This is a genomic window from Treponema vincentii (assembly GCF_018336815.1).
Classification (GTDB): domain Bacteria; phylum Spirochaetota; class Spirochaetia; order Treponematales; family Treponemataceae; genus Treponema.
In genome coordinates this window covers 872,289-896,086 of sequence record NZ_CP050497.1, presented here as the reverse complement: position 1 = coordinate 896,086, position 23,798 = coordinate 872,289, and the positions used below count along the sequence as shown (strand labels likewise).

Below are 23,798 nucleotides of genomic sequence, written 5' to 3'. Positions count from 1 at the left end.
CTTTACTTCGGAATATCTCCGTTCGGGTCTACTCTGATTATTTGACTGATAATACCGGCATTGCCTGCTTTATCTTCAACTAAAAAAAGAACAGCGGTATATCATATAGTTCTACTCCCGCTGCGAGCCCGTCAACTTGTTTACCGATCCTTTCAGCTTTTGTTTTCTGCGTGATATTATCCCCATCGGTAAAAGGGATAGCCCATGTATCTCCCGATATCTCAAGCTCTTTCCACTCGAGCGAGGTTTCTGCGGGCTTTACCGTTATATCACTGCTATCTTGTTTACCCACGATATATTTTATGCTTTTGACGCCGCTCGGTATATCGATAATCGAACCGCGCATCGTAAAATCACCACTTTGACTTTTCGATAAATCAGGACTCAGTATTTCTACTTCGGGTGCTCTATTGTCTATTTTATAATTCTTGGTAAATGTGCTTGTCTTTCCGCCTGTATCGGTAACCGTAACCGTTACTTCATATTCACCGTCGGGAAGAGCGCATCTATTTCCTTTCACTTCATTGTCTATATGGGTACTCCACAACACCGATACGCTGCCCTTACTAAAGTCATTGGCCTCATACGTTTGGCTCGTTTCTTTCGTTTTGATATTTTCAAACACAACCGAAACCGATTCGACACCATCGTCATCGCTCGCCTTTCCCCTTAAAACAAATGAACCGCGTATCGCACCTACCCCATCAGGAGCGGTAATCTCTCCATTTGGCGGAAGAATATCTATCTGACCGCCTAAACCGATACTGTTCTTACAGGTAAAACCTGCAATGGCAGCAAGCACAATCAGTGCAAAAGATACTATACGATTCTTCTTTTTCATAAGCTTTTTCTCCGCTTTATTTAGTAAGCACCCTTAACACATGAACCCGTGCTGTTAAAAGCGCACTTCTATTACTGCTGCATATACGCCGCAGCAGTAATTTTTCATCGTCTTGCTTTCCCGTTTCAGCGGTAGCGGCATGATCGGCACAACTTTCTGCTATCCCGCTTCTCATATCGGCAGGTATAGCTCAGCATTTTAATGTTGCTAATGATAGACTTTTTATACGATTACTTTTGCAGATAACTTTTAGAGAACGGCTCTATGCCGCATAGATTACTAAATACTCTGTAATGATATACTGATAATCCTATGCTTTGTCAAGCGGGTAGAAAGAGCAAGAACAATTCTTATTTTTTTATGGCAAAAAATAAAAACATCGTTTATACTTATAATAATAGAACAGCGCTGAAATCCTAACGCGCTTGTAGATACTTCTCTCGGTTTTTGCGGAATGCGCCCCTGCAAATATCATAAGGAGGATATATGCCGAAAGTATTATCGATTATCTTGGGAGGCGGAAAAGGAACTCGTTTATACCCGCTTACTCAATCCCGTTCAAAGCCGGCCGTACCGTTCGGGGGGAAGCACCGTATTGTCGACATCCCTATCTCCAATTGTATTAACTCAGGTCTTCGGCAAATCTATGTATTGACTCAATTTAATTCCGCATCGCTGCATCTGCACATTGCGCGGGCATACCGCTTCGACAGTTTTTCAAACGGTTTTGTTGAAATCCTTGCTGCGGAACAAACATTTGAGCATTCGGGCTGGTACGAAGGAACCGCGGATGCCGTAAGAAAAAAACTTTACTCACTTTAAAACGCAAGATCCGAAATACTATATCATCCTTTCAGGCGATCAATTATATCGTATGAACTTAAAAGAGTTTTTAGCGCAGCACGAAGCTTCCGGAGCAGACATCACCATTGCCTGTACGGCAGTAAACCGCCGCGACGCTTCCGGATTCGGCATTATGCAGATTGATAAAAAATCGAATATCACCGCTTTTATGGAAAAACCCGGCCCCGACAAAAATATCGACGAATGGAAAATCCCTGCACAGTCGGGTATTTCCGTTGCAAGCCCCGATAAAGAATATCTCGCTTCGATGGGTATTTACATCTTTAATGCAAAGGCGATGGAAGACTGCTTAAACAATAGCATGACGGACTTCGGAAAGGAGATCATCCCCGCGTCGATTAAAGATCATAAGGTTTCGGCGTTTGTGCATAACGGCTATTGGGAAGATATCGGTACCATCCGCAGTTTTTACGAGGCGAATCTCGATTTAACGGAGATTACACCGCAGTTTAACTTTTATGATGCGGAAGCGCCGATTTATACTCACTACCGAAATCTGCCGGCTTCAAAAATCAACGGGGCGCAGCTGGATCGCGTTACCTGTAGCGAAGGCTGTGTTATCACGTATGCAACGATTAGCCGCTCCGTTATCGGTATCAGAACCATTATCGAATCGGGCAGCGTGTTGGAAGGGGTTGTCTGTATGGGAGCGGACTACTACGAATCAGAAAGCAGCAAGGCGGGGGACGAAAAAGCCGACATTCCGTGCGTCGGTATCGGGAAAAACTGTCATATCAAAAAAGCGATTATCGATAAAAATGCACGCATCGGGCATAACGTATCCATCGGTATGGGTGAAATCCCACCCGACGGCGATTACGGCTATTATCACGTTGTCGACCGCATTTACGTTATCACCAAGAACGCAATTATCCCCGACAACACCGTCATTTAACAAGCAAGAGGGAAAGCGCTTTCAATCGATATTGCCATTAGCCATCGGTCTCAGTATTATCCTTACGGTATGAGTGAACAAGCGGACGTGCGTGAGGCGCTTCATCAATATGCGCTGTCGGCGCCTAAAACCAGCGGCGTGTATCTGTGGCGGGATGAAAAAGATATCGTTATTTATGTCGGAAAGGCGAAATCGCTCAAGAATAGGCTGAGTTCGTATTTTGCGTCAAAGCGGGATATAAAAACCCGTATCCTCGTTTCGCGTGCGCGCCGTATCGAATATATTCAAACCGATAATGAGTATGAGGCGCTGCTGCTTGAAAATAATTTGATTAAAAAATACAAGCCGCGTTACAATATCAATCTCAAAGACGGGAAAACCTATCCCGTACTCAAAATCACCAATGAACGCTATCCGCGGCTGTACCGAACGCGGCGGATACAAAACGACGGCGCACGGTATTTCGGCCCTTTCCCCAATGTGCCGGCTGTTGATGATTTTTTGTCGCTCATTAAACGGACATATACATTGAGGCAATGCAAGCGCTTAAAGAAGCGTGAACCCTGTCTGTATTTCCATATCGGCCGGTGCAGTGCGCCCTGTGCGGAAAAAATTTCGGAAACCGACTATCGGAAGGATATTGATGAAATTGCGCTGCTGCTTGAGGGCGACGTGAAAAAACCGCTTGCCGAATTAACGGAAAAGATGAAAGCTGCTGCTGCCGCCCGCGAGTTTGAAAAGGCCGCCCGTATTCGGGATGGGATGCAGGCGGTACGGGCGCTCCGAGGCCAAAACTCCGTTGAAGATATGGATCCTGAATCCCGCGATTATATCGGATGGGCGGCGGAGGGAGCGCTGATTACGTTTACGGTATTTAAAATGCGGGGCGGCAAGGTTGTCGGGCGGGACTTATACCGGACGGAAAGCCTTAAAGACGAATCCGAGGTCTTACCTGAATTTCTCATTGCCTACTACACCGATCCGAAACAGATTCCGCCGCATATCTTTGTGAGTGCGGGACAAGAATACGAACTCGCAGAACAATGGTTTGCCGACCGGCTCGGCGTCAAAGTTACTATCACGGCGATTCCGTTGGAAGATCGGAAACAAGCCTCTGCAACGGATATGGAAAGCCTCACCGCTGTGAACGAACATTCATATCATATTGATAACACCGAAGCGGCAGTCGCCGAAAAAACGCCGGTATATGGCGCCGTTACACCTGATGAGGCTGCTACGACGCCGGTATCCGGCAGCGCAAGCGAACCGGAGATATCAAAACAAACAGCGGCAGACCGTCTGTCTCCTTCCGTACTTCGGCGGCATAAAGCGGCGCTTGCAATGGCTCAGTTTAACGCCAAAGAGGACGTTGCCCGCCGCGTAAAGGAACTGGGAGACTTCCCCGCGCTGGAAGAACTCCAAAAAATATTGTCGCTTGACCGTCCGCCCCACCGCATCGAGGGCTTCGATATCGCTCATTTGCACGGCAAGTACACGGTTGCGAGCCTCATCTCGTTTAAGGACGGCAATCCCGACAAAAAGAACTACCGGATATTCAGACTGCGTACTACGGACGGTATCATCGATGACTATGCCTCTATGCGGGAAGCGGTGGCGCGGCGGTATACCCGTTTGCTGAACGAAGCGGCGGAGCTGCCCGACCTGATTATGATAGACGGCGGCATCGGACAGGTGAATGCGGCAAAAGCGGTACTCGATGCATTGGAGCTGGATATTCCGTTGGTGGGTTTAGCGGAAAAAAATGAAGAACTCTACCGGCCGCATATCAACAAGCCGATTGTACTGCCGCGGCGGAGCGCAGCCTTGCGGGTACTCCAGCGGGTACGCGACGAAACACACCGGTTTGCCAACACCCGCAACAACCGGCTGCGGTCAAAAGAAGAGCTGCACTTACGGTTTGAAGAGCTGCCCCACATCGGAGAAAAGCGGGCTGCGCGTTTGCTGCGCAGCTTTTCAAGTATTGAAAAGCTTGCAGCCGCTTCCGTGGAAGCGGCTGCCGCCGCCGCGGGGATTACGCAGGCTCAAGCGGAAGAAGTGATTGCCGCCGCTCGGGAAGTATCCGGTCACGGCTCGGCAAGAGTATGATTAGGATGATGTACACTGTAGTTTTGTGTTTTAGATATTGAAAAGGTATATTTTCAAAAGGCTAAAATGATGATAGAATATGACCTATGCATTTAACTATTTGGGCGCTTGCCTTTCTATGGTTCTTTGTTTTTTTGGCGGGGTTTGTCGATTCCGCTGCAGGAGGCGGAGGCTTAATCTCGCTGCCTGCGTATCTATTCGTCGGGCTTCCGCCGCATACGGCAATCGGATGCAATAAGTTTTCCGCTGCGTGCGGTACCACGCTTTCCGCAGCGCGATTTTTTAAAAGCGGCGCAGTTGACTGGCAGGTTGCTGCCATTTCCGCCGTCTGTTCGTTTATATTTTCGTATATCGGTATCAGAATCGCATTGATGATCAATCAAGAAACGCTCAAAACAGCATTGGTCGTCGTTCTCCCGATTGTCGCGGTTCTGCTGTTATTAAAACGGGATTTCGGTACGGAGAATCAGTCAGCCGATATACCCAAAAAGAAAGCGTTCATCTTAGCAACCTGTGCCGGCTCCGTTATCGGATTCTATGACGGGCTGATCGGCCCGGGAACGGGAACTATCGCGATTATCGTTTTTTCCGCATGGATGAAGTACGACCTTAAAACCGCTTCCGGCAATGCCAAAGTATTGAACCTTGCATCGAACTATGCGTCGCTCATCGCCGTCATCATCGGCAACAAAGTCATCTATTCCATCGCGATTCCCGCCGCCGTATTCGGCATCATCGGGAACTATATCGGAGCAGGCTTTGCAATAAAAAAAGGTACTGCGTTTATCAAACCTCTGATGATCTGCGTCATCATACTGCTGTTCGGAAAACTCTTTTACGATGTTTTCGGAACGCTGTTCTTTTCATAATTGCCGATGTACGATACGCTTTACGACCCTTACGACTATCCGCTGTACCGTCCGCCGAGCGAGGCATATTCTTTAATCTTGCAGGTAACGCTCGGCTGCTCGTATAACCGCTGCGTCTTTTGCGGAATGTACCAGACAAAAAAATTCCATATTAAACCGATCGAAACGGTGAAGCAGGAACTCGTGATGTTTGCCGAGCACTACCGCCGTGTCGATAAGGTATTCTTGGCGGACGGCGATGCGTTGACTGCCCCGACGGAATACTTAGTCGCAGTGCTGGACGCGATCGCGGCCGTTATTCCGCAGTGCAAACGAGTGTCCTGCTATGCAACCCATCTCAATATCAGGCAGAAGTCTCCGGAAGAATTGCAGCTGCTGGCCTCGAAGGGGCTGACACTCTTGTATCTCGGTGTGGAAAGCGGCGATGATGAAACGCTCAAGTTTATTCGGAAGGGAACAACGGCGGCGGAGCTGATCAAACTTTCGTATAAAGTAAAAGACGCGGGAATGGAGCTGTCGGCAACTTTTATTTTAGGAATTAACGGCGCGGAGCGGGATAACACGCAGCATGCGATTAAAACCGGTGAGATTATCTCCAAAATGTATTTGACGTATGCGGGGCTGCTCACCTTGCGGCTTGAGGACGGCAGCTATCTTACCAAAGCCGCCGCCGAAGGGAATTACACGGTTGTCGGGATCGAAGAAGTTGTTAAAGAATTAAAGCTGATTTTAGAAAATATCCATGTTGAAGAGATGACCGCTCCGGTGATTTTCCGCTCCAATCACGCCTCCAACTTTTTAACGCTGAAAGGGACGCTGCCGCAGGATAGGGATGCAATGCTCGCGCAAGTCAACCGCGTTCTGGAGCGGGGCGTCTATCCTGAACATCGGAAATACTACCTATAGGGCTGAGCCGTGTGAGCGTATCAGAGCCGCCGTCTCCATAGCGGTTTTAATGCCTTGTGCCCTGTTAAGTAATTCATTGACAGAATAGATATTCGTTTGTATATTAAGTGTATGAACACATCAACTGACAATATTTCATTGCAGCAAGCAAATGAAAAAATCACTCAGCGGTTTATCACCGCCGTATATGGATGGATGGTTGCAGCTTTAGCAATGAGCGGAATTGCAGCCTTTGCAGTATTCAATAGCGAAACGCTTCTCTATTTTATCTTTGGGAATCGTTTTACCTTCTTAGGCTTGATTATTGCGGAATTTGCGCTTGTCATTATTTTGTCGGCAGGCATCAGAAAGATGAGCTTCCCTGCTGCAGCCGCTTCTTTTGTTATCTACTCAATTGTTAACGGCTTGACGCTCTCGTCGGTACTCTTTGTATATACCGGTACTTCTGTTGTCCGTATCTTCGTAATAACGGCGCTGATGTTCGGTGCAATGAGCGTTTACGGTGCAACAACGAAGAATAATCTGCAATCGGCGGGTAAGTACCTGATGATGGCTGTTATCGGGCTGATAATTGCCTCGCTTGTTAATATGTTTATGCGTTCTTCTTCACTTGATTGGCTGATTTCTTTTGTAACGGTCGGTGTTTTCACCGGACTAACCGCTTATGACACTCAAAAGATTACACAAGCTGCCCGCTATGCACAGGATAATGAAAACTTTAAAAAGGTTGCGATTATCGGCGCATTAGAGCTGTATCTCGACTTTATCAATATCTTCTTAGCGCTTCTCCGCTTATTCGGCAAAAGAAGATAAGGGCATCTCCCATGGTAACCGTTAACAACTCAGGTACGGTTACCCTTGCGCTGCTAAATATAAACATGATACTATCACCTTTATGGAAAGAAAACGAATTTTAACGGGTGATCGCCCTACGGGTAATCTTCATCTGGGGCATTATGTCGGCTCGATTAGGAATCGAGTACGGCTTCAAGAAGAATTTGAATGTTTTTTTATTATTGCGGACTTGCATACACTGACGACAAAGCCCGAAAAACACTATATCGATGAACTTGCCGATAATGTGCGGCAAATGGCGCTGGACTATTTAGCCTGTGGAATTGATCCTGAAAAATCGGTTATTTATTTGCAATCGGCAGTGCCGGAAGTTTGCGAGCTGAACCTGTTTTTTGCCGACCTTGTTACCGTGCCGCGACTGCAGCGTATTCCTTCTATAAAAGATATGGCAAAGGCTGCACATCTTTCCGAATTACCGCTTGGTCTCCTCGGCTATCCTGTGCTGCAGGCTGCCGATATCTTGCTCCCCCGTGCAAATCTGGTGCCGGTCGGCAAGGACAACGAAAGCCATGTCGAATTGACGCGGGAAATTGCAAAGCGTTTTAACTATATGTACGGCGATGTGTTTCCGTTGCCGGAGGTTATGGTGAGCGACTACGGCTCGCTTGTCGGCACGGATGGACAAGCTAAGATGTCGAAGAGCCTCGGCAATGCGATATTCCTCTGCGATGATGAAAAAACGGTGGTAAAAAAGGTACGCAGTATGTACACCGATCCCAACCGAACCAGCGCCGATATTCCGGGTACCGTGGAAGGGAATCCGGTGTTCATCTACCATGATGCCTTTAATCCGAACAAAGCAGAAATTGAAGATTTAAAAGAACGCTACCGGAAGGGAAAAGTCGGCGATGTTGAAGTAAAGGATAAACTCGCCGCCGCCATCAATACTTTCCTTGAACCTATTAGAGAACGGCGTGCGATGTATGCATCCAAGCGAGGCTTCATCGACGAGATTATTTACAACGGCACGATGAAGATGCGGGCGGAAGCCGCACAAACCCTTAAAATCGTAAAAAAAGCGATGGGGGTTTTCGGTGTTTGGAATAAAATTTCCCGAAAAGCGGAAGAAGCGAAAAAATAATTGATAATGGGTAATGTGTAATTAAAGAAATTTTCTTGTACGCTCTCTTTTATCGCACTGTGTGAGCGTTTCTATAATTACCAATTATTTATTTGAATTATCCCTGATTTTCTTAGATGTTTTTATCTCCGTGCTTTACATAAAAAAGCCGGTCTATGGACAACCATAAACCGGCTTTTTTTTGCCCTGCGGTTTACACCCATCGGAGCGTAGTACCGCAAGCGCTATACAGAGGACTTCTTTTATAAGCCCCAGAACGTTTTCAACATCGGTGCGATAACCAATGAGACCATCGACATCAGCTTTATCAAAATATTGATTGAAGGACCGGCGGTATCTTTGAAGGGATCTCCAACCGTATCACCGACAACAGCAGCCTTGTGCGCTTCCGAACCTTTCCCTGCGCCGCTGCCCGATTCAATCATCTTCTTTGCGTTATCCCATGCACCGCCCGAATTTGCCATAAAGATAGCGAGTACAACGCCGGAGCCGGTAACGCCGGTTAATAACCCGATAAGCATCGCCGGACCGCCGACGAAGCCGACTAAAATCGGTGTGATAATGGCGACAAGACCGGGAATAACCATTTCGCGGATGGCTGCCTGCGTGCTGATATCTACACAGCGCTTATAGTCCGGCTTTTCAGTGTTGTTCAAAATACCGGGCTTGTTTTTAAACTGACTGCGTACTTCTTCTATCATCTTGTACGCGGCTTTACCGACTGCGGACATCGCCATAGCGGAGAATAGGAACGGCACCGCAACGCCCAGCAAAATACCGGTCAGAACGGGAATATTCGTAATATCGACGATATTGACGCCGGTATGTTCTTTGAATGAAGTGAAAAGGATGATAGCGGTTAACGCTGCGGAACCGATTGCAAAACCTTTTCCGATTGCTGCGGTGGTGTTCCCAACGGCGTCGAGGTTGTCGGTAATTTCGCGTACTTCGCCCGGGAATTCCGCCATCTGAGCAAGACCACCTGCGTTATCCGCGATGGGGCCGTAAGCATCGACTGCCAACTGAATACCGAGCGTAACCAGCATACCGACCGCCGCAATACCGACGCCGTAGAGGCCAGCCAAGCTGAAGCTGCCCCAGATTGCCGCTCCGATCAATACGATGGTCGGGAAAGCGCTCCGCATACCGACACCGAGTCCTGTGATAATCGTTGTTGCGGCGCCTGTTTCGCATGAATTCATAATCGAAACAACCGGTTTTTTGCCCGTGCCGGTGTAGTATTCGGTTAAAAGCCCGATAAGTACGCCGGATGCAAGACCGGTAATTGTTGCGCCGAAGATGTGATACATACCGGCGCTTCCGTTAAAGGTTTCCTCGCCGATGAAGAACTTCAATACGATAAATAAGAAAACGGTCGCCAGAATCGCCGCGCCAAAGGTACCGGCGTTCAATGCTTTTTGAGGATCGCTTCCCGGCTTTGCACGCACAAATATCGTTCCGATTAAGGATGCGACAATGCCCAAAACCGCAATCAACAGCGGCAATACCATAAGCTTTAATTTAAGATCATCGGAGGCGGCGACGGTTAAACCGAGGATCATTGCCCCGATTAACGAACCGACAAAGGATTCAAAGAGGTCAGCACCCATTCCTGCAACATCGCCGACGTTATCGCCGACGTTGTCCGCAATGGTAGCCGGATTGCGCGGATCGTCTTCGGGGATGTTTTTTTCTACCTTACCGACCAAGTCTGCGCCGACGTCTGCCGCTTTGGTAAAGATACCGCCGCCGACACGGGAGAAAAGCGCAACCGATGAAGCTCCGAGCGAAAAAGCGGTTCCGAGCGGCAGCGTTATATCATAAAAAGTCTTGATATCCGTTCCATACGACAGGGACGAAACCAGCATCACAATAAAGAAACCAAGCAGTGCAAGACCGACAACGCTCATACCCATGACGCTGCCGCCGGAGAAGGCGACCTTTAACGCAGGGGTAAGGCCGCCGTTTTTGGCCGCCTGTGCGGTGCGCGCATTTGCAGCGGTTGCGACCTTCATACCGATAAATCCTGCCAACAGGGATACCGCTGCGCCCAATACAAAAGTAAGCGCTTCTATCTTTAACGCACCTTTATTTCCGGCAGCCAAAAACAAGGCAACCGCTGCAATAAAGGGTACCAATGCCTTGTATTCACGGTTCAAAAAAGCCATTGCTCCTTCCGAGATATAACCGCTGATATGCCGTAAGTCGTCGTTCTCTACCGGCTGCCGGTTAATCCAGCGCGTTTTTACAAAGGCATACAGCAGCGCTGCAATGCTCCCCGCAAGAACAAGCGCCAATACGGAATACACAAGATTCGTCATCATACTATTACTCCTCTCAATACTTTTTCCTCTTATATAAAGTTTTTATAGAAGATTCTATTACAATTTATAACCACCGTTTCAGTGATATGTCCAAAGGACCTTTTATTGGAACTAATTTTGTATTCTAATACATGGAATATGTTTTTTCAAGCCCGATTTTACCGCCTATTTTTATCGCCTGATAATGGCAATCGCTCTTTTGAAAATAGATGGCGCATCTGCTCTGCGTTATCACAACATGCGTTATCGCAAAGGGCTTTACGGTTTGCATTTTAATCAGTATGTTATGGGCATCTCTAAAAACTCGGTTAGCTTTTAGAGATGCCCGACGAGTTTCAATTTAAGTTTTTATATTGTAATTACTTAAATTGAAACATCGCAAATTAAATCTAAGGAAAATCTCTAAAAATTGAAGTTTTTAGAGATTTTCTTATACGGAAATGCCGATCGGCGAAATATTGCCGATTGATATGAGGAGCCTGTTATGGTGCGTTCATTATTATTAACTGTTAGGCAGCTGATCAATGCCTATCTCTTTTTATGTTTTATTAAGATTTTGCTGTCGTGGGTTCCTTCTGCGGCGTATTCATCATTCGGCAGGGTGTTATCATCCATTTGCGATCCTTATCTAAATTGGTTCAGACGATTCAGATTTACCCGCATCGGTATGGTCGATTTTTCACCTATTTTATCGCTCGGTATCTTGTCCATTGCAGCGCAGCTTATTACTTCCATCCTTGCGACAGGAACGATTTCCCTTTGGGTAGTATTTGTGAGCATCATGCAACTGATATGGTCGTTTATCGGTTTTATGCTCAACCTGCTGATCATTTTTTTGATTATTCGGCTTGTGTACGATCTTTTCGGTTCGTCAAACAGCTCTCCGTTTTGGTATAACTTGGATAAATTTTTAAGTCCCGTTATTGCAAAGGTTACCGGTTTTTTTCCGCGAAAGCCGCTGCAGTACCGTACCCGACTGATATTGACGATTCTCATTATCCTTTTAGTCCGTATTGCGCTTGGCCTTTTTTTCGGTTCTCTATTATTTCAATTTAAGGTAATAAGAATTATGTAGAAACCACCATGGGCGCCTCATTTCTATTGTGTTTTTATCGGTTTTTGTATATGGTATTTATCGAAGAGGGGGATGGGAAATTGTCTTCGGGAAAAAAACTGATTAAATACAATAGCGAGCTTATCCACGATTTACCGCCGTGGGCGCAGGAACTCGCAACTAAATACTGTACCGAAACGGTCAATCTTTATTTTGTACATGGTAATATCCGTGATTTCCTGCCGCACAATCATCGGGCAAGCGCTCATTTTGTTTTTGTAAAGATATGGGATTATATTTCGGAGGTCATTTTCGGTAACAAAGATATTATCGTATTTTACGATAAATCGAGCGGCGTATCTTTTTGTATGCAAGAAATGGATCAGACCTATATTGCAACGATGCACAGCCGGTATCCCGAAGTTCCCATCGAAGATTTTTATTCCCGCGATCCCGTTAAAGCCTTTGCATACCTTGAACGCTATTTTACGCTGAATATGGGAAGCGGCCGCAGAATGGTATTGATTATCGATTATGCGGAAACGGTTATCCCTGCGGAGGAAATCGGGAACCTCGATGCAGTTGATCGCTACTGCTTGGTTACCTTGAACCGCTGGTCACACGATCCTCAATTTACCAATGAAGATATTTCGGTTGTTATGTTGACCGAAAATCTTGCCGATGTGAATTCCCGACTCGTTGCCTCTCCTTCAACGGTTAAAGTCGCTATCCCGCTTCCGTCGGAAGCAATCCGTATTCATTTTTTAACGTATTTGCAAAATAAAGGAGAACTATTATTGGAACGTCTCCTCAATGCCGAGCGGATGGGAAAGCTGACATCGGGATTAAATCTATTAAATCTTAATCAGCTGGCAAAAGAATCGTACAACGAAGACATACCGATTACGTTTGAATACCTTCGCAAAAAAAAGCAGGAAATTATCGAAAACGAAGCGGGCGGGTTGCTGGAGTTTTTGGAAACGGAGCATGACCTCTCATTTATTGCAGGGCATGAATTTGTAAAAAAGCGCTTTAAGTCGATGGCAAAGGCGCTTAAACAGGGAAGAACCGATGTGCTCCCGATGGGCTATTTAATTTCAGGGCCGATCGGCACGGGTAAGTCCTTCCTCGTTTCGGCATTTGCCGGAGAGATCGGCATCCCGATGGTGCGGCTTAAAAATTTTCATACGCAATGGCAGGGGACAACCGAATCGAATTTAGAAAAAGTGCTGAATATTCTGCGAGCAATGGCGCCTGTTGCCGTGATGATCGATGAAGCGGATGCCGTTTTAGGAAACCGTAAAATGCAGGATGGTGTCGGTTCCTCCCGCGTATTTGCGCAAATTGCAAACTTTATGGGCAACACCGATTACCGCGGAAAAATCATCTGGTTTTTAATTACCAGCCGTCCCGATTTATTGCCGATAGACTTAAAACGGCAAGGAAGAGCGGAGGAGCACTTAGCTCTTTTTTATCCTGAAACGTTGACAGAAAAAGTTGAGATTTTTGAAACGCTGCAACGAAAGTTGAAAATTAAAACAAAAGATATTTCTTTTTCTAATATTATCAATAGAAAGCTGAAATTTCCTATATCCGGTGCGGACATTGAGGCCATTTTGGTTCGGTCGAAAATGAATGCAAGTGCTGACAACCGTATGATGTTGACAGCGGAAGATATCGAACAGACAATCGACGATTTTATTCCGCCCTCCTATCCCTATGATATTGAATTACAGAATTTAGTCGCTGTACTCGAGTGTACCAGTAAAGAGATGCTGCCCAAGCAATATCAGAATATTCAGCGCTCAAAACTGGTTGCAGAGATACAGGAATTAAAACAACTGCTTGGAGAAAAATAAAACCGCTCTGACACCTATTCAAATGGAAAATAGACGGCTCGGAGCGGTTTAAACCGTATTTCGATTATACAGCGTTTTCGTCTTTACACCTAATTATTTACCGGCTTTTTGTTCTTCCAGATTCGGCCACGTCAGCACCTTTGAACTTAACTGAGCAAATTCTTTTGCGGCATTTTTTGCATCACGGAGCGGAACTCCGGCTTCCTTATTTAAGGTTTGTTCAAAGAACAGTTCGATGGATTGAAATACATCGGGAAGCGGGTAAAAGAGGAAAGCAAAGTTTATACCTGTAGGCTTAACAATAGTAAATGCCGACAATGCCTCTTGCGGCTCCTTACTGAAAATAATTTTTGATTGATTTTTTGCAGTGATGATATTTGAATCTTTAAATCGCAGCGGTACTTGAAAGTCGCGCTCACGGCAGTAGGGTTCCATAGACTTATGGGAATAGTTTTCCGGTTCGACAAACAAGAAAAGTTTTTTTCCGTTTGTTTGAAAAGTTAAGCCATTACTTGTTAGGTAAATATCCTTTAGGGTCGCATAGGAAACGATCTCGTAAATACTGTACGCAGAATCTTCTTTAAAGAACGATGAAACAATATATCCTTGATCCATCGGCAGTTTCTGTTTTGCATACGCTTCAAAAAAGATCCATCGCTTTAACTGTTGCCATACCTGTTCCTCCAAATTATATGCTGTCTGCTATGGGCATACTTGCCTGCTTTTCAAATGTAGCATACGATGAAAGTATATGCCATTTCTTGGCAAACTGCAACCTTTCGTACGCAGGGCAGAACGTATCGGTTATTTTCTGTAATATTCCCACAGCCTCTTTATCTGCGGAATTTGGTCTATTACGGGTTTTACCGACGGCTCTTACCAAACCAAACTTGAAACGGCAAAACTGATGAGGAATTAAAGATTGTACCTTACAAAAGCGCCTACCGATAGCTTTCAAAATCCTCATATCCATGCTATACTATAGCCATTGAGGGAGAAGCAGTTATGAGTACGGCAAACAGAAAATATAAAGATTCCGTATTTGTCGATCTTTTCAGCGAAGATGAAAAGGCAAAAGAGAATTTCCTCTCATTATACAATGCTCTGCATGGAACAACACTTAAAGATACAGCACAACTAAAAACAGTCAGACTCGATCAGGTTCTCTATATGTCATTTTATAATGATGTATCTTATCTCGTTGAGAATAAAATCATAGTACTTGCAGAGCATCAATCAACCATAAACCCCAATATGCCTTTACGCTGTCTTGAGTATGTCAGCCGCCTGTATGAAACGCTCTTTGAATCAAAAGAAAAATATAGCCGTAAACTTCTTAACATTCCCACTCCTGAGTTCTATGTCTTTTACAACGGCATAGAAGACTATCCTAAAACTACAATGCTAAAACTTTCAGATGCTTTTGTAGAAAAGGTAGGCGAACCAAGCCTTGAGTTGACCGTTAAGGTAATAAACATTAATCAGCACGATAAACATCCGATATTAGCAAACTGTAAAACTATGAAAGAATACAGCATATTTGTGGAAACAGTGAGAAGATGGAAAGAGCTAGATCAGATAAACGGTTTTCAACAAGCGATTGAAGAATGCATAGCAAATAATATCTTGAAAGAGTATCTCAAACGTAAGACCAAGGAGGTATTGAACATGTTACTCGCTGAATATGATTATGAAACCGATATAGCCGTGCAACGAGCGGAAGAACATGAAATAGCCTTTGCCCAAGGCATTGAACAAGGCATTGAACAAGGTATTGAGCGCGGCATTGAACAGGGGGCTTACCAAAAAGCTCGTGAAACTGCAACCGCATTTAAAAGACTTGGAATTGATATTGCCAAAATAGCAGAAGGAACCGGCTTAACCGTACAGGAAGTTGAAGCGTTGAACTAATTCAGAATTATGTCTTGCGCTCTCCCCCACAAAAATAAAAACACCCACACCCATGTAGACACAAAAAGAGCCGATAAGCATTAAACCAGTTCGGGAACTCACCTTTCTAAACAGGTTACCTTGAAATGCAAGGTTCACTCATCCGGCGCTTTGCTTTTTGCGTCTCCCCTACTCCATCATCCCCACTATGGATGCCGCTTCTGCGCAGCCAGCACCTTTTGAAAATAGACGGAGTAGATGCTTTGCCAGCAAATGTACATCCGTGTACATTTGCTGGCGGCGAGTTTGCTTTCGCAAACATCGCTGCTGCATGGAAACACGGACATCCGTGCCCGTCCTGATACGTTGAGACGATGCAGGCGCCCATGTATTTTAAAACCAACACTTTTGAAAATAGATGGTGTAGATACGAGGCGCGAGCACAAATTAACCGCAGGCGTATCTTTGATACGTTGAGGATTAATTTGTGTGCAGCAACGAAGTAGATACGCCGTATATTTTCAAAAGGAAATCGAAGGGGGTCATAAAATATGTTAGTAGCCGAATACGATTATGATACGGACATTGCGGTACAGAGAGAAGAGGCAGGCAGAATAGCCTTTGCCAAGGGGATATCTCAAGGAATACAGCAAGGCTTTGAACAAGGTGCTTATCAAAAAGCCCGTGAAACTGCTAAAAACTTAACTGAAATGGGTTTTGCTGTAGAAGCTATCTCAAAAGCTACCGGCTTAAGCCTTGAAGAAATAGAAAGGTTACAATACCTCAGACCCCACTACCAACTCCAGCCATAAAAAATCCCCCGACGGGAGAAAGTAAACCTATATTAGCTTAAACCTCATTTCATCTTAGTATACTCAATAAAGGAATCCCCAAGCCATGCAAGCACTGGCTTATTTGTCCCACCCTCAGTATAGTTGTCTATCATCACACAGTTAAACTCAGGGATCTTGCATTGGGCTTAAATATTCACACAACATCAAACCAAGAGGAATTTGCTACAAAAGCTTCGCATACTGGAGCTTTTTTTAAACCAATAATCAATGAATGAGCAATATTTTCACCGTGAATATCATTATCTGATGATGTTATTGGACTATATTTAATCGATTGATGCCACTCACGGATTATCTGTGTACTTCTTTTTGGATTAACCGGATTACGAATTGCTTCACAAACATTAATTTGAATTATTCGCGTCTTTCCTTCAGCAATATGAAATGATGTTGATGGATCTTGCCTAAATAATTTCCAATCGCAAGAAAGGCTTCTATCCATAAAAATAGAAATCGGAATTTCCAACTGTCCGTCTGGGAATGCTGCCGGATTACAATAGCGAAAAAGAACTTCTCCGTTCGGTATTTCATCATTCGGTTGGTAATTCATTAATTAGCCTATATTGATAAATTATTTTATTAGCATCCATACTTTCCGTAATTGAATAATAGTAATCATAATACTTTAAATCAATATCAATTGTACCTTCATTAAATATTGAAACATACATGGCATTATTTTCATTGATATGTAACTCAAAACAAATGCCTCCGCTCGGTATGGGGCCTATAATTATTTTAGGGATTGGAAGATTTCTTTTGTTGAGTATTAATCGCGTAAGATCTGATAAGAACCTTTTTCCAACAGAAAGTGAAATTTGACTTGGAATTTCTGATTTACCATTAATCCAGTTGTTATTTAAACTAGAAAGACTATCGAGATATTTTTTTCTATTCATTAATAATAGAGCAAAATTTTGTTTTTCAACAATAGCCCAATTATCCTCTGTTTTAATTTTCTCAAAAAAAGAAATCTTTGAATTTTGGTAAATAGGTTCTAAATTATCCTCAAAAAAAGAAATCTTTGAATTTTGGTAAATAGGTTCTAAATTATCCTCAAAAAAAGAAATCTTTGGATTTTGGTAAATAGGTTTTAAATTATCCTCAAAAAAAGAAATCTTTGAATTTTGGTAAATAGGTCTTAAATTATCCTCAAAAAAAGAAAAATTAGATAAAGTACTATTTTGAGAGATTATTCCATTATAGGAGTTTATCATAACCATTCCTTCTTTAGGTTGTCAGTAAAAAAGATTCTCAAAGATAAATGATTGTTTCTTATGAGCTTCTTCAAACCATGTTGTAAAAGTAAAACCTTTCAAATTTCCTCGTAATACAGTTTCTATTTTAATTACTTGACTTCCCTGTATTGAAGTGGCGGTATTAATATTGACTAGCCCAAATCCATTCAATTCACTATCTTCATAAGTATACTTAGCGAATAAATTATTGTAACCTTCTTTTGAAAAAATAGGCGGAGTAGAAATATTTATAAGGTCATTAACTTTGCTTAATTCAGGAATATAACGCTGCCAATCAATTCTATCTCCATACGAAAGGTCGAGCATATTGATATCTTCATACATATTAATATTTAATATTTCTTTAATGGAATCCAGAATACAAACAAATTGCTTATATACAGCAGAATATCCTATATAATTACCTACAGATTCTGAATCATTTCTAATCCAGTTTAAATAGATAGTGTTCGATTGGATTTGTAATAACCATTTATTATCAGAAGACCTGCGACGTAATAGCAAAGGTCCACTTAATAACGGATCTAAATTTGGAAGTAACTGAAACCCATTGAGATTCTCAATTACTAGTGGTGAAAGTATTTCCAGCAATGGAAATTGATTTTTAAAATGACCATTCAAAAAGAAAATATCATCAGAAGAAAGCTTCTGTTTTGTATATACAACGCCAAATATAACTTCTGAAATAGGAGCTTTTGTATATTTCATATAGTTCCTCCTAATTTTTATATCATAATCAGTCTTATGATATAAAAATTTTCGCGATTAATTTCTTTTTGGACATTCACAACTTTCAACATTTTTTTATCTGTGACTGCCTCTCATACATATTAGATTTTTTTGATATTAACTCATTTATTCGTTTTTTTCAACTGTTCGCTTTCATATTTTTGTTAGTCTCCCCCTCATTAAAAGCAAGCAGTGTTCCATCCTGCACACTAACACAGAACGCTGCCCCATAACACCACAACAGCCCGGTGAGCAATGCGCACCGGACTTTTTGCTTTCAGCAATCCCCTTAATTCCTCATCTTGAATTAAGGGAAACTCTGCATTCTTAATTACGAATCTCCTCCCTGCCGCGGGCAGAGAAAAAGATTACAAAAAAGGCATTGTTAAAAAACTTCCATTTTTTAACAATGCCTAAAACTTTTATTTTACTTTACAAAAGCAACTACTTGCCTACATAGAAAGCAGCACGGTAATCCGAACCGGTGGTAAACCCTACCGCAACAGGCATCATACCCGTAGCATTGTAATGCTTTGCCTGTGTTTCAATGCAAATACGGCTGTTTGCAGCACGCTCGTTAAGAGGAGCCGTCATTGTTTCCCAGCCAGCCACATTCGTCCCCGTATTGTTAAAGTCCATAGATGTTTTATAGGCAATGCGGATAGCATCGTACGAGTTGGGACGGGACACATACGTGATATACGGAGTTGCGCCGTCCATGGTCATATCTATAGACGTACCGGAATCATCCAGTACTTCCGAATCGCCAAAACCATACTTTGTTGAACCGTCATTGGACGTATTTGTAGATTTTACGTACACGAGCTGCCCTCTGGTGTTTTGGAATGCGATATGCAGAACTCCGTCGCTGCCGACACATGCATTGATGTAGTCGCTTGCAAGATTACCGTTCGGATCCGAAGAAGTGAGAACCTTTTGAATTTTCCAATCGGTAGGCAACGTAGGCTGTTTTTTCGTACTTCTTGCAAGGCGCAAGCTTCCTGTAGCAGCATCCATGTACACTACAACGGGATAGCCTTGTGTAGTCGTCGTAACGGCGATGGATTCCCACACCGCATTTGAAACGGAAAGGCCGTCTTCAAATGTGTTCAGTACATACGGCTTTGCCTCATTATTTGAACCGTCAGGATTTACAAATTTAAATGTTTTCTGCTCCGCCGGAGCATCAGCCGGAGCGTCAGGTACTGCACATTCGCTATCGGTTACATCGGTATTGCCGTCAATGACGCACCACGGAAGCGCTTGGTCTCTTGTAATCGGCTTTTTGCTGTCATCTACCCAGGCGAATTTTACGGCTCCGGTCAACCGATCATAGTAAACCGTATAAATATTGTCTCCGGAACGCACTGTCCGTATGTTTTTAAACTGCTGCAATTCATTATCATAAGTAAACAGTTCAAACCGGTATATTCTAAAATAATTCGGGACTGTACTGACCTCTACCAGCGGTGCATCTTTATCATAGAGATATAAGCCCCCAGCATTTGCAGATTGGGTATCGTTCCAAGGATAACTAGAGTCTCCGTTTCCCCAGTCAAAATCACGACCTCCATGATAATTTGCAGCATACAGTACATTTACTTCCGCTCCATTCACGGTTATATCGGTTTCTTCCGGCGGGTCATATCCGGTAAATACTCTTGTTGCACCGTCTCCGGCTGTAACAGCACCTCCTCCCGTAAATGCATCTGAATAATACACTGACGACTTTGAGTAATTACTGAATGAAGCATACAGTGTACCGTCAGTTCCTTTACTCATTGCAGGATAAATGGCATTTTTACTGCCCTTAAACGTATCTTCCTTATTTACACGCCAGATATGCACAAATCTGTCGTCGGAATGTTTCTCGGTTCCGTATGTATCGGATTTTTCCATATTGCTTTCGGTATACGCATTTGTATTATTCACCGCAGCAACACCGTTTACCACAAGATGCAGATATCCGTCTTTTGCCGTATCGGGAACTGTAAAGCTAAAACTCTTCTTATCACTACTTAAAGTAAGACTCTCCATTGGAACTGGAGAACCGGTTCCGTCTTTATTTTCAGTAATCTTTAAAGAGGGAGCGTTTCCTTCAAAGTTAAAGCCTGTAATCGTATTGCCAGCTTCCCCGCGGAGCAAAGGTATAGCACCGCTTCGCGCACGCTTTGTATTATAGGTACTATTTCTAGTGACCCCCGTAATATACGGCACGACATCAACCTTTCTGTTATCAGACACGGTATTTGTTTGAGCGGTATCTTTTACCGTTATCGTTATGGTCTTATTGGTTCCGACACCGCCATTTATCTTCGAGCTATCCCAATCAAGCCTCCATTTAACGGTATGCCCGTCTTCAACACTGAACTCATTCGATACAACAGTAAACTTCCATCCGTTTGTATCAACATTACCGGATTCTACCGTAAAATTACCGGTTGAAGTACTATACGTTGCAAGCCTGTGACCTACTTGAGCATCCGTAGTACTTGCGCCGGTGAACGTAAAGCCGTCGATCTTTGCCCAAATTTCCGTAATAACCTGATCATCATACGCAGTACCGGTAATGCTTATTTTGCCGGAAACCTGCGAATTACCGCTCGCCTTGATTTCGATGTGTCCGTTATCGCGGCTGTTGCCGTACAAGCTGTTTTCGCTTTCGGAAACCCACTTAAACGGATTTATCTCGTTTGTGGGCGCAATTCTGTCTGTAGTATCGACAATAACATCAAGTTCCAGTTCTGCCATCCACGTATCGGTACCGCAAGTTAAACCAGATGCAGAATCCCATACGGTAAGCAGAAGCTTACGCTTTTTGGGGTCGCTTGTGGCAAGGTCATCACTTTGACCTATTTTAGTAAAATCAGCCGCACTCAGCGTAATGACACCGTCTGCCGGTAAATCTGTTAAACCTTTTACTTCCTGACCGTTTGTTACGCATTTCAACGTATACTTTTTAGGATCGGTTCCGCCAGTCGTTCCAATTTTAATGTGCGACTTATCGTTTTTAAACCTAAACGTACCGCCGTCAGCTTTACCGTGCCAATCATATTTTTCACTGTCGATACCGTCAGGGTTAGCGGCATCATAGGTTAAAGCTAATGCTTTGGTCTCAACCGTCGTCGTGCTGACATTTTCGATAGTGCCGTTCCGGTTCATGTCCGTTCCCAATGCTACAGCACTTATCTTCAAAGGACTTTTCTTCAGTTTTACCGGTACTTCAATCGGAGCAGAGGCATTATTTGCACGGTCAATCGGCGTAATGACGATTTTCCCCGTACCATCTACAAAACTGCTGACATCGAGTTCACCTTTCCATGTTACAAAGTTGACATCGCCGTTACCGACATCCGTTCGCACGCCGCTCGGTAACTCTAACGTCATTTTGCTTGATGCAACACCATTATAGTTTACTTCGACTTTTTCAACCCCAGCGCCTACATCATACGCAGCGCCGGATACCCACACTTTACCGCTACTGTCAGGCCTCAAATATTCAATGGGGCTGTAAATAAGATACCCCTTTGTAGGATTAGCCGGAGCAGACGCAAGCGTAACCTTCCCCGTACTCTGATCAAATGCGGTAATTGCAATATCTTCCCCTGAGGTAAAAACCTTCATCGAAGCATTGATATTGCTTCTCCCTATTAACCCAGTGTCGGTAAACGAAGCTCCGCTCACCTGTACAATACCCGATGAATACATTTTTGTACCAAACACCGCGGTTGGAACGCTGTTATCATACTTAAAGGAGAATGAAGTTGAAGCCGTTAACCCCTCTATATCTCCTTCTTTTTGTTTTTTAGCCTTTATCGTAACATTAATCGTAAATCCGTTATTATTTGCAGGGTTCCCCGTCGTCTTTAACGGTATCCGCATCTTGTAGTTATGACCGTCTGCTTCAAAACACTGCTGATTATGCAGCTGATAGCCGGTTATCTCACTGTCTCCCGTTAAAGAAACAGACGTACCGAGATAGCTCCCGCTTATATCTATCCTTTCTATACCGGCATCATGCGATAACTCTGCACATAAATACAGTCCATCTCCCTTGATCCACATATTTGAAACATAGTCTTGGTTTTCGGGGTCAATCTGCCCGGAAGGAATAGCCGTACCGATCTTACTTTCGCTTGCAACCTTCATATCGGTAATAGCCGGAGCCTCCTTATCAACGGTAACTTTAATCGGCTCTGTCCATTGTCCGACTCTCCCCTTCTCATTTTTGCCGCACAATCTAAACCAAATAATCCGCTGCCGTTCGCTTGCAGCTTCAAATTCCTTACTTCCGTTTATTTCTACCGACCAATACGAACTTCCCGCCGTATAGCTTAACGGTTTCCCATCGGCAGGGCACCACTCGCTTTCGCCAAACAGAGCGCTCCGGCTAAAATCCGGTTCATTGGGGTTTTCAGGTTTGGTGTTATCGGTAATTTGAATCAGTACAGCATTGACCACTCCCGCTGCCGGATTAGGTACCTTCACGGTTCCCCATATACGGATCCTTCCGCCTAATACTTTATCCGCTTCAGGCGATAATACCTTTACTTCCGGAATATCTCCGTTCGGGTCTACTCTGATTATTTGACTGATAATACCGGCATTGCCTGCTTTATCTTCAACTAAAAAGAACAGCGGTATATCATATAGTTCTACTCCCGCTGCGAGCCCGTCAACTTGTTTACCGATCCTTTCAGCTTTTGTTTTCTGCGTGATATTATCCCCATCGGTAAAAGGGATAGCCCATGTATCTCCCGATATCTCAAGCTCTTTCCACTCGAGCGAGGTTTCTGCGGGCTTTACCGTTATATCACTGCTATCTTGTTTACCCACGATATATTTTATGCTTTTGACGCCGCTCGGTATATCGATAATCGAACCGCGCATCGTAAAATCACCACTTTGACTTTTCGATAAATCAGGACTCAGTATTTCTACTTCGGGTGCTCTATTGTCTATTTTATAATTCTTGGTAAATGTGCTTGCCTTTCCGCCTGTATCGGTAACCGTAACCGTTACTTCATATTCACCGTCGGGAAGATTGTATCCATTTTCCTTCGCTTCATTGTCTATATGGGTACTCCACAACACCGATACGCTGCCCTTACTAAAGTCATTGGCCTCATACGTTTGGCTCGTTTCTTTCGTTTTGATATTTTCAAACACAACCGAAACCGATTCGACACCATCGTCATCGCTCGCCTTTCCCCTTAAAACAAATGAACCACGTATCGCACCTACCCCATCAGGAGCGGTAATCTCTCCATTTGGCGGAAGAATATCTATCTGACCGCCTAAACCGATACTGTTCTTACACGTCGTAAGTAAGGCGGTAACGCACATTATCAAGACCGCCGCTAATGCGGTGTTTCCCATACGTGTCTTTTTCATACACTGCTCCTTTGGTTT

At 44.0% G+C, this 23,798-nt stretch carries 14 protein-coding genes and 3 pseudogenes; 10 read left to right on the top strand and 7 right to left on the bottom strand.

The genetic code is table 11. The features are described from left to right. Window positions 1–79 precede the first annotated feature (79 nt). Window positions 80–841, bottom strand: coding sequence for an Ig-like domain-containing protein (locus GWP40_RS04065; protein ID WP_212566164.1), 762 nt, complete (start codon window positions 839–841; stop codon window positions 80–82). A 486-nt stretch (window positions 842–1,327) separates the two neighbouring features. Between GWP40_RS04065 and GWP40_RS04060 the strand changes: the two are divergent. From GWP40_RS04060 to trpS, 6 genes and pseudogenes are all read left to right on the top strand, one after another. Beyond that, window positions 1,328–2,600, top strand: a pseudogene (locus GWP40_RS04060) (glucose-1-phosphate adenylyltransferase). Between the two features lie 69 nt (window positions 2,601–2,669). Then, complete coding sequence (uvrC, locus tag GWP40_RS04055) at window positions 2,670–4,706, top strand: excinuclease ABC subunit UvrC (RefSeq protein WP_212566163.1); 2,037 nt, start codon at window positions 2,670–2,672, stop codon at window positions 4,704–4,706. Window positions 4,707–4,792: 86 nt separating this feature from the next. Then, window positions 4,793–5,575, top strand: coding sequence for a sulfite exporter TauE/SafE family protein (locus GWP40_RS04050; protein WP_212566162.1), 783 nt, complete (start codon window positions 4,793–4,795; stop codon window positions 5,573–5,575). Window positions 5,576–5,581: 6 nt separating this feature from the next. Next, the gene (locus GWP40_RS04045) at window positions 5,582–6,481 is read left to right on the top strand and encodes a radical SAM protein (RefSeq protein WP_212566161.1); all 900 of its coding nucleotides are present in this window, start codon (window positions 5,582–5,584) and stop codon (window positions 6,479–6,481) included. Window positions 6,482–6,592: 111 nt separating this feature from the next. Next, window positions 6,593–7,294 (top strand): Bax inhibitor-1/YccA family protein, encoded by a 702-nt coding sequence (locus GWP40_RS04040; RefSeq protein ID WP_212566160.1) that lies wholly within the window; start codon window positions 6,593–6,595, stop codon window positions 7,292–7,294. 82 nt (window positions 7,295–7,376) lie between these two features. Continuing rightward, a complete protein-coding gene (gene trpS, locus GWP40_RS04035) occupies window positions 7,377–8,417 on the top strand; it encodes a tryptophan--tRNA ligase (RefSeq protein ID WP_212566159.1) in 1,041 nt (346 codons plus the stop codon). Between the two features lie 242 nt (window positions 8,418–8,659). Here the strand turns inward: trpS and GWP40_RS04030 are convergent, their stop codons facing one another. Beyond that, on the bottom strand, window positions 8,660–10,741 hold the full coding sequence (locus tag GWP40_RS04030; protein WP_212566158.1) for a sodium-translocating pyrophosphatase: 2,082 nt from the start codon (window positions 10,739–10,741) through the stop codon (window positions 8,660–8,662). A 484-nt stretch (window positions 10,742–11,225) separates the two neighbouring features. Between GWP40_RS04030 and GWP40_RS04025 the strand changes: the two genes are divergently transcribed. Further along, window positions 11,226–11,816, top strand: a complete 591-nt coding sequence (locus GWP40_RS04025) for a YggT family protein (protein ID WP_212566157.1) — start codon at window positions 11,226–11,228, stop codon at window positions 11,814–11,816. An 80-nt stretch (window positions 11,817–11,896) separates the two neighbouring features. Beyond that, window positions 11,897–13,654 carry an ATP-binding protein gene (locus tag GWP40_RS04020; protein ID WP_212566533.1) on the top strand — a complete coding sequence of 586 codons (1,758 nt, stop codon included), beginning with the start codon at window positions 11,897–11,899 and terminating at the stop codon, window positions 13,652–13,654. 93 nt (window positions 13,655–13,747) lie between these two features. Here GWP40_RS04020 and GWP40_RS04015 read toward each other — a convergent pair. Beyond that, window positions 13,748–14,327, bottom strand: a pseudogene (locus tag GWP40_RS04015) (hypothetical protein). Between the two features lie 332 nt (window positions 14,328–14,659). On the opposite strand from GWP40_RS04015, the gene GWP40_RS04010 reads away from it, so the two are divergent. Next, a complete protein-coding gene (locus GWP40_RS04010; protein WP_212566156.1) occupies window positions 14,660–15,565 on the top strand; it encodes an Rpn family recombination-promoting nuclease/putative transposase in 906 nt (301 codons plus the stop codon). Window positions 15,566–16,092: 527 nt separating this feature from the next. Beyond that, window positions 16,093–16,356: pseudogene (locus GWP40_RS04005) on the top strand (hypothetical protein); the annotation flags it as partial. Between the two features lie 175 nt (window positions 16,357–16,531). Here GWP40_RS04005 and GWP40_RS04000 read toward each other — a convergent pair. The 4 genes from GWP40_RS04000 to GWP40_RS03985 form a co-directional block, all read right to left on the bottom strand. Then, window positions 16,532–16,948, bottom strand: a complete 417-nt coding sequence (locus tag GWP40_RS04000) for a hypothetical protein (protein WP_212566154.1) — start codon at window positions 16,946–16,948, stop codon at window positions 16,532–16,534. Further along, window positions 16,929–17,615 (bottom strand): hypothetical protein, encoded by a 687-nt coding sequence (locus GWP40_RS03995; RefSeq protein ID WP_212566153.1) that lies wholly within the window; start codon window positions 17,613–17,615, stop codon window positions 16,929–16,931. Before GWP40_RS03995 ends, GWP40_RS04000 begins: the two co-directional genes overlap by 20 nt. Window positions 17,616–17,636: 21 nt before the next feature. Further along, window positions 17,637–18,365 (bottom strand): TIGR04255 family protein, encoded by a 729-nt coding sequence (locus GWP40_RS03990; protein WP_212566152.1) that lies wholly within the window; start codon window positions 18,363–18,365, stop codon window positions 17,637–17,639. Window positions 18,366–18,830: 465 nt separating this feature from the next. Beyond that, entirely contained in the window at window positions 18,831–23,780 is a 4,950-nt protein-coding gene (locus GWP40_RS03985) for a hypothetical protein (protein ID WP_212566151.1), read from the bottom strand. Between the last annotated feature and the right edge of the window lie 18 nt (window positions 23,781–23,798).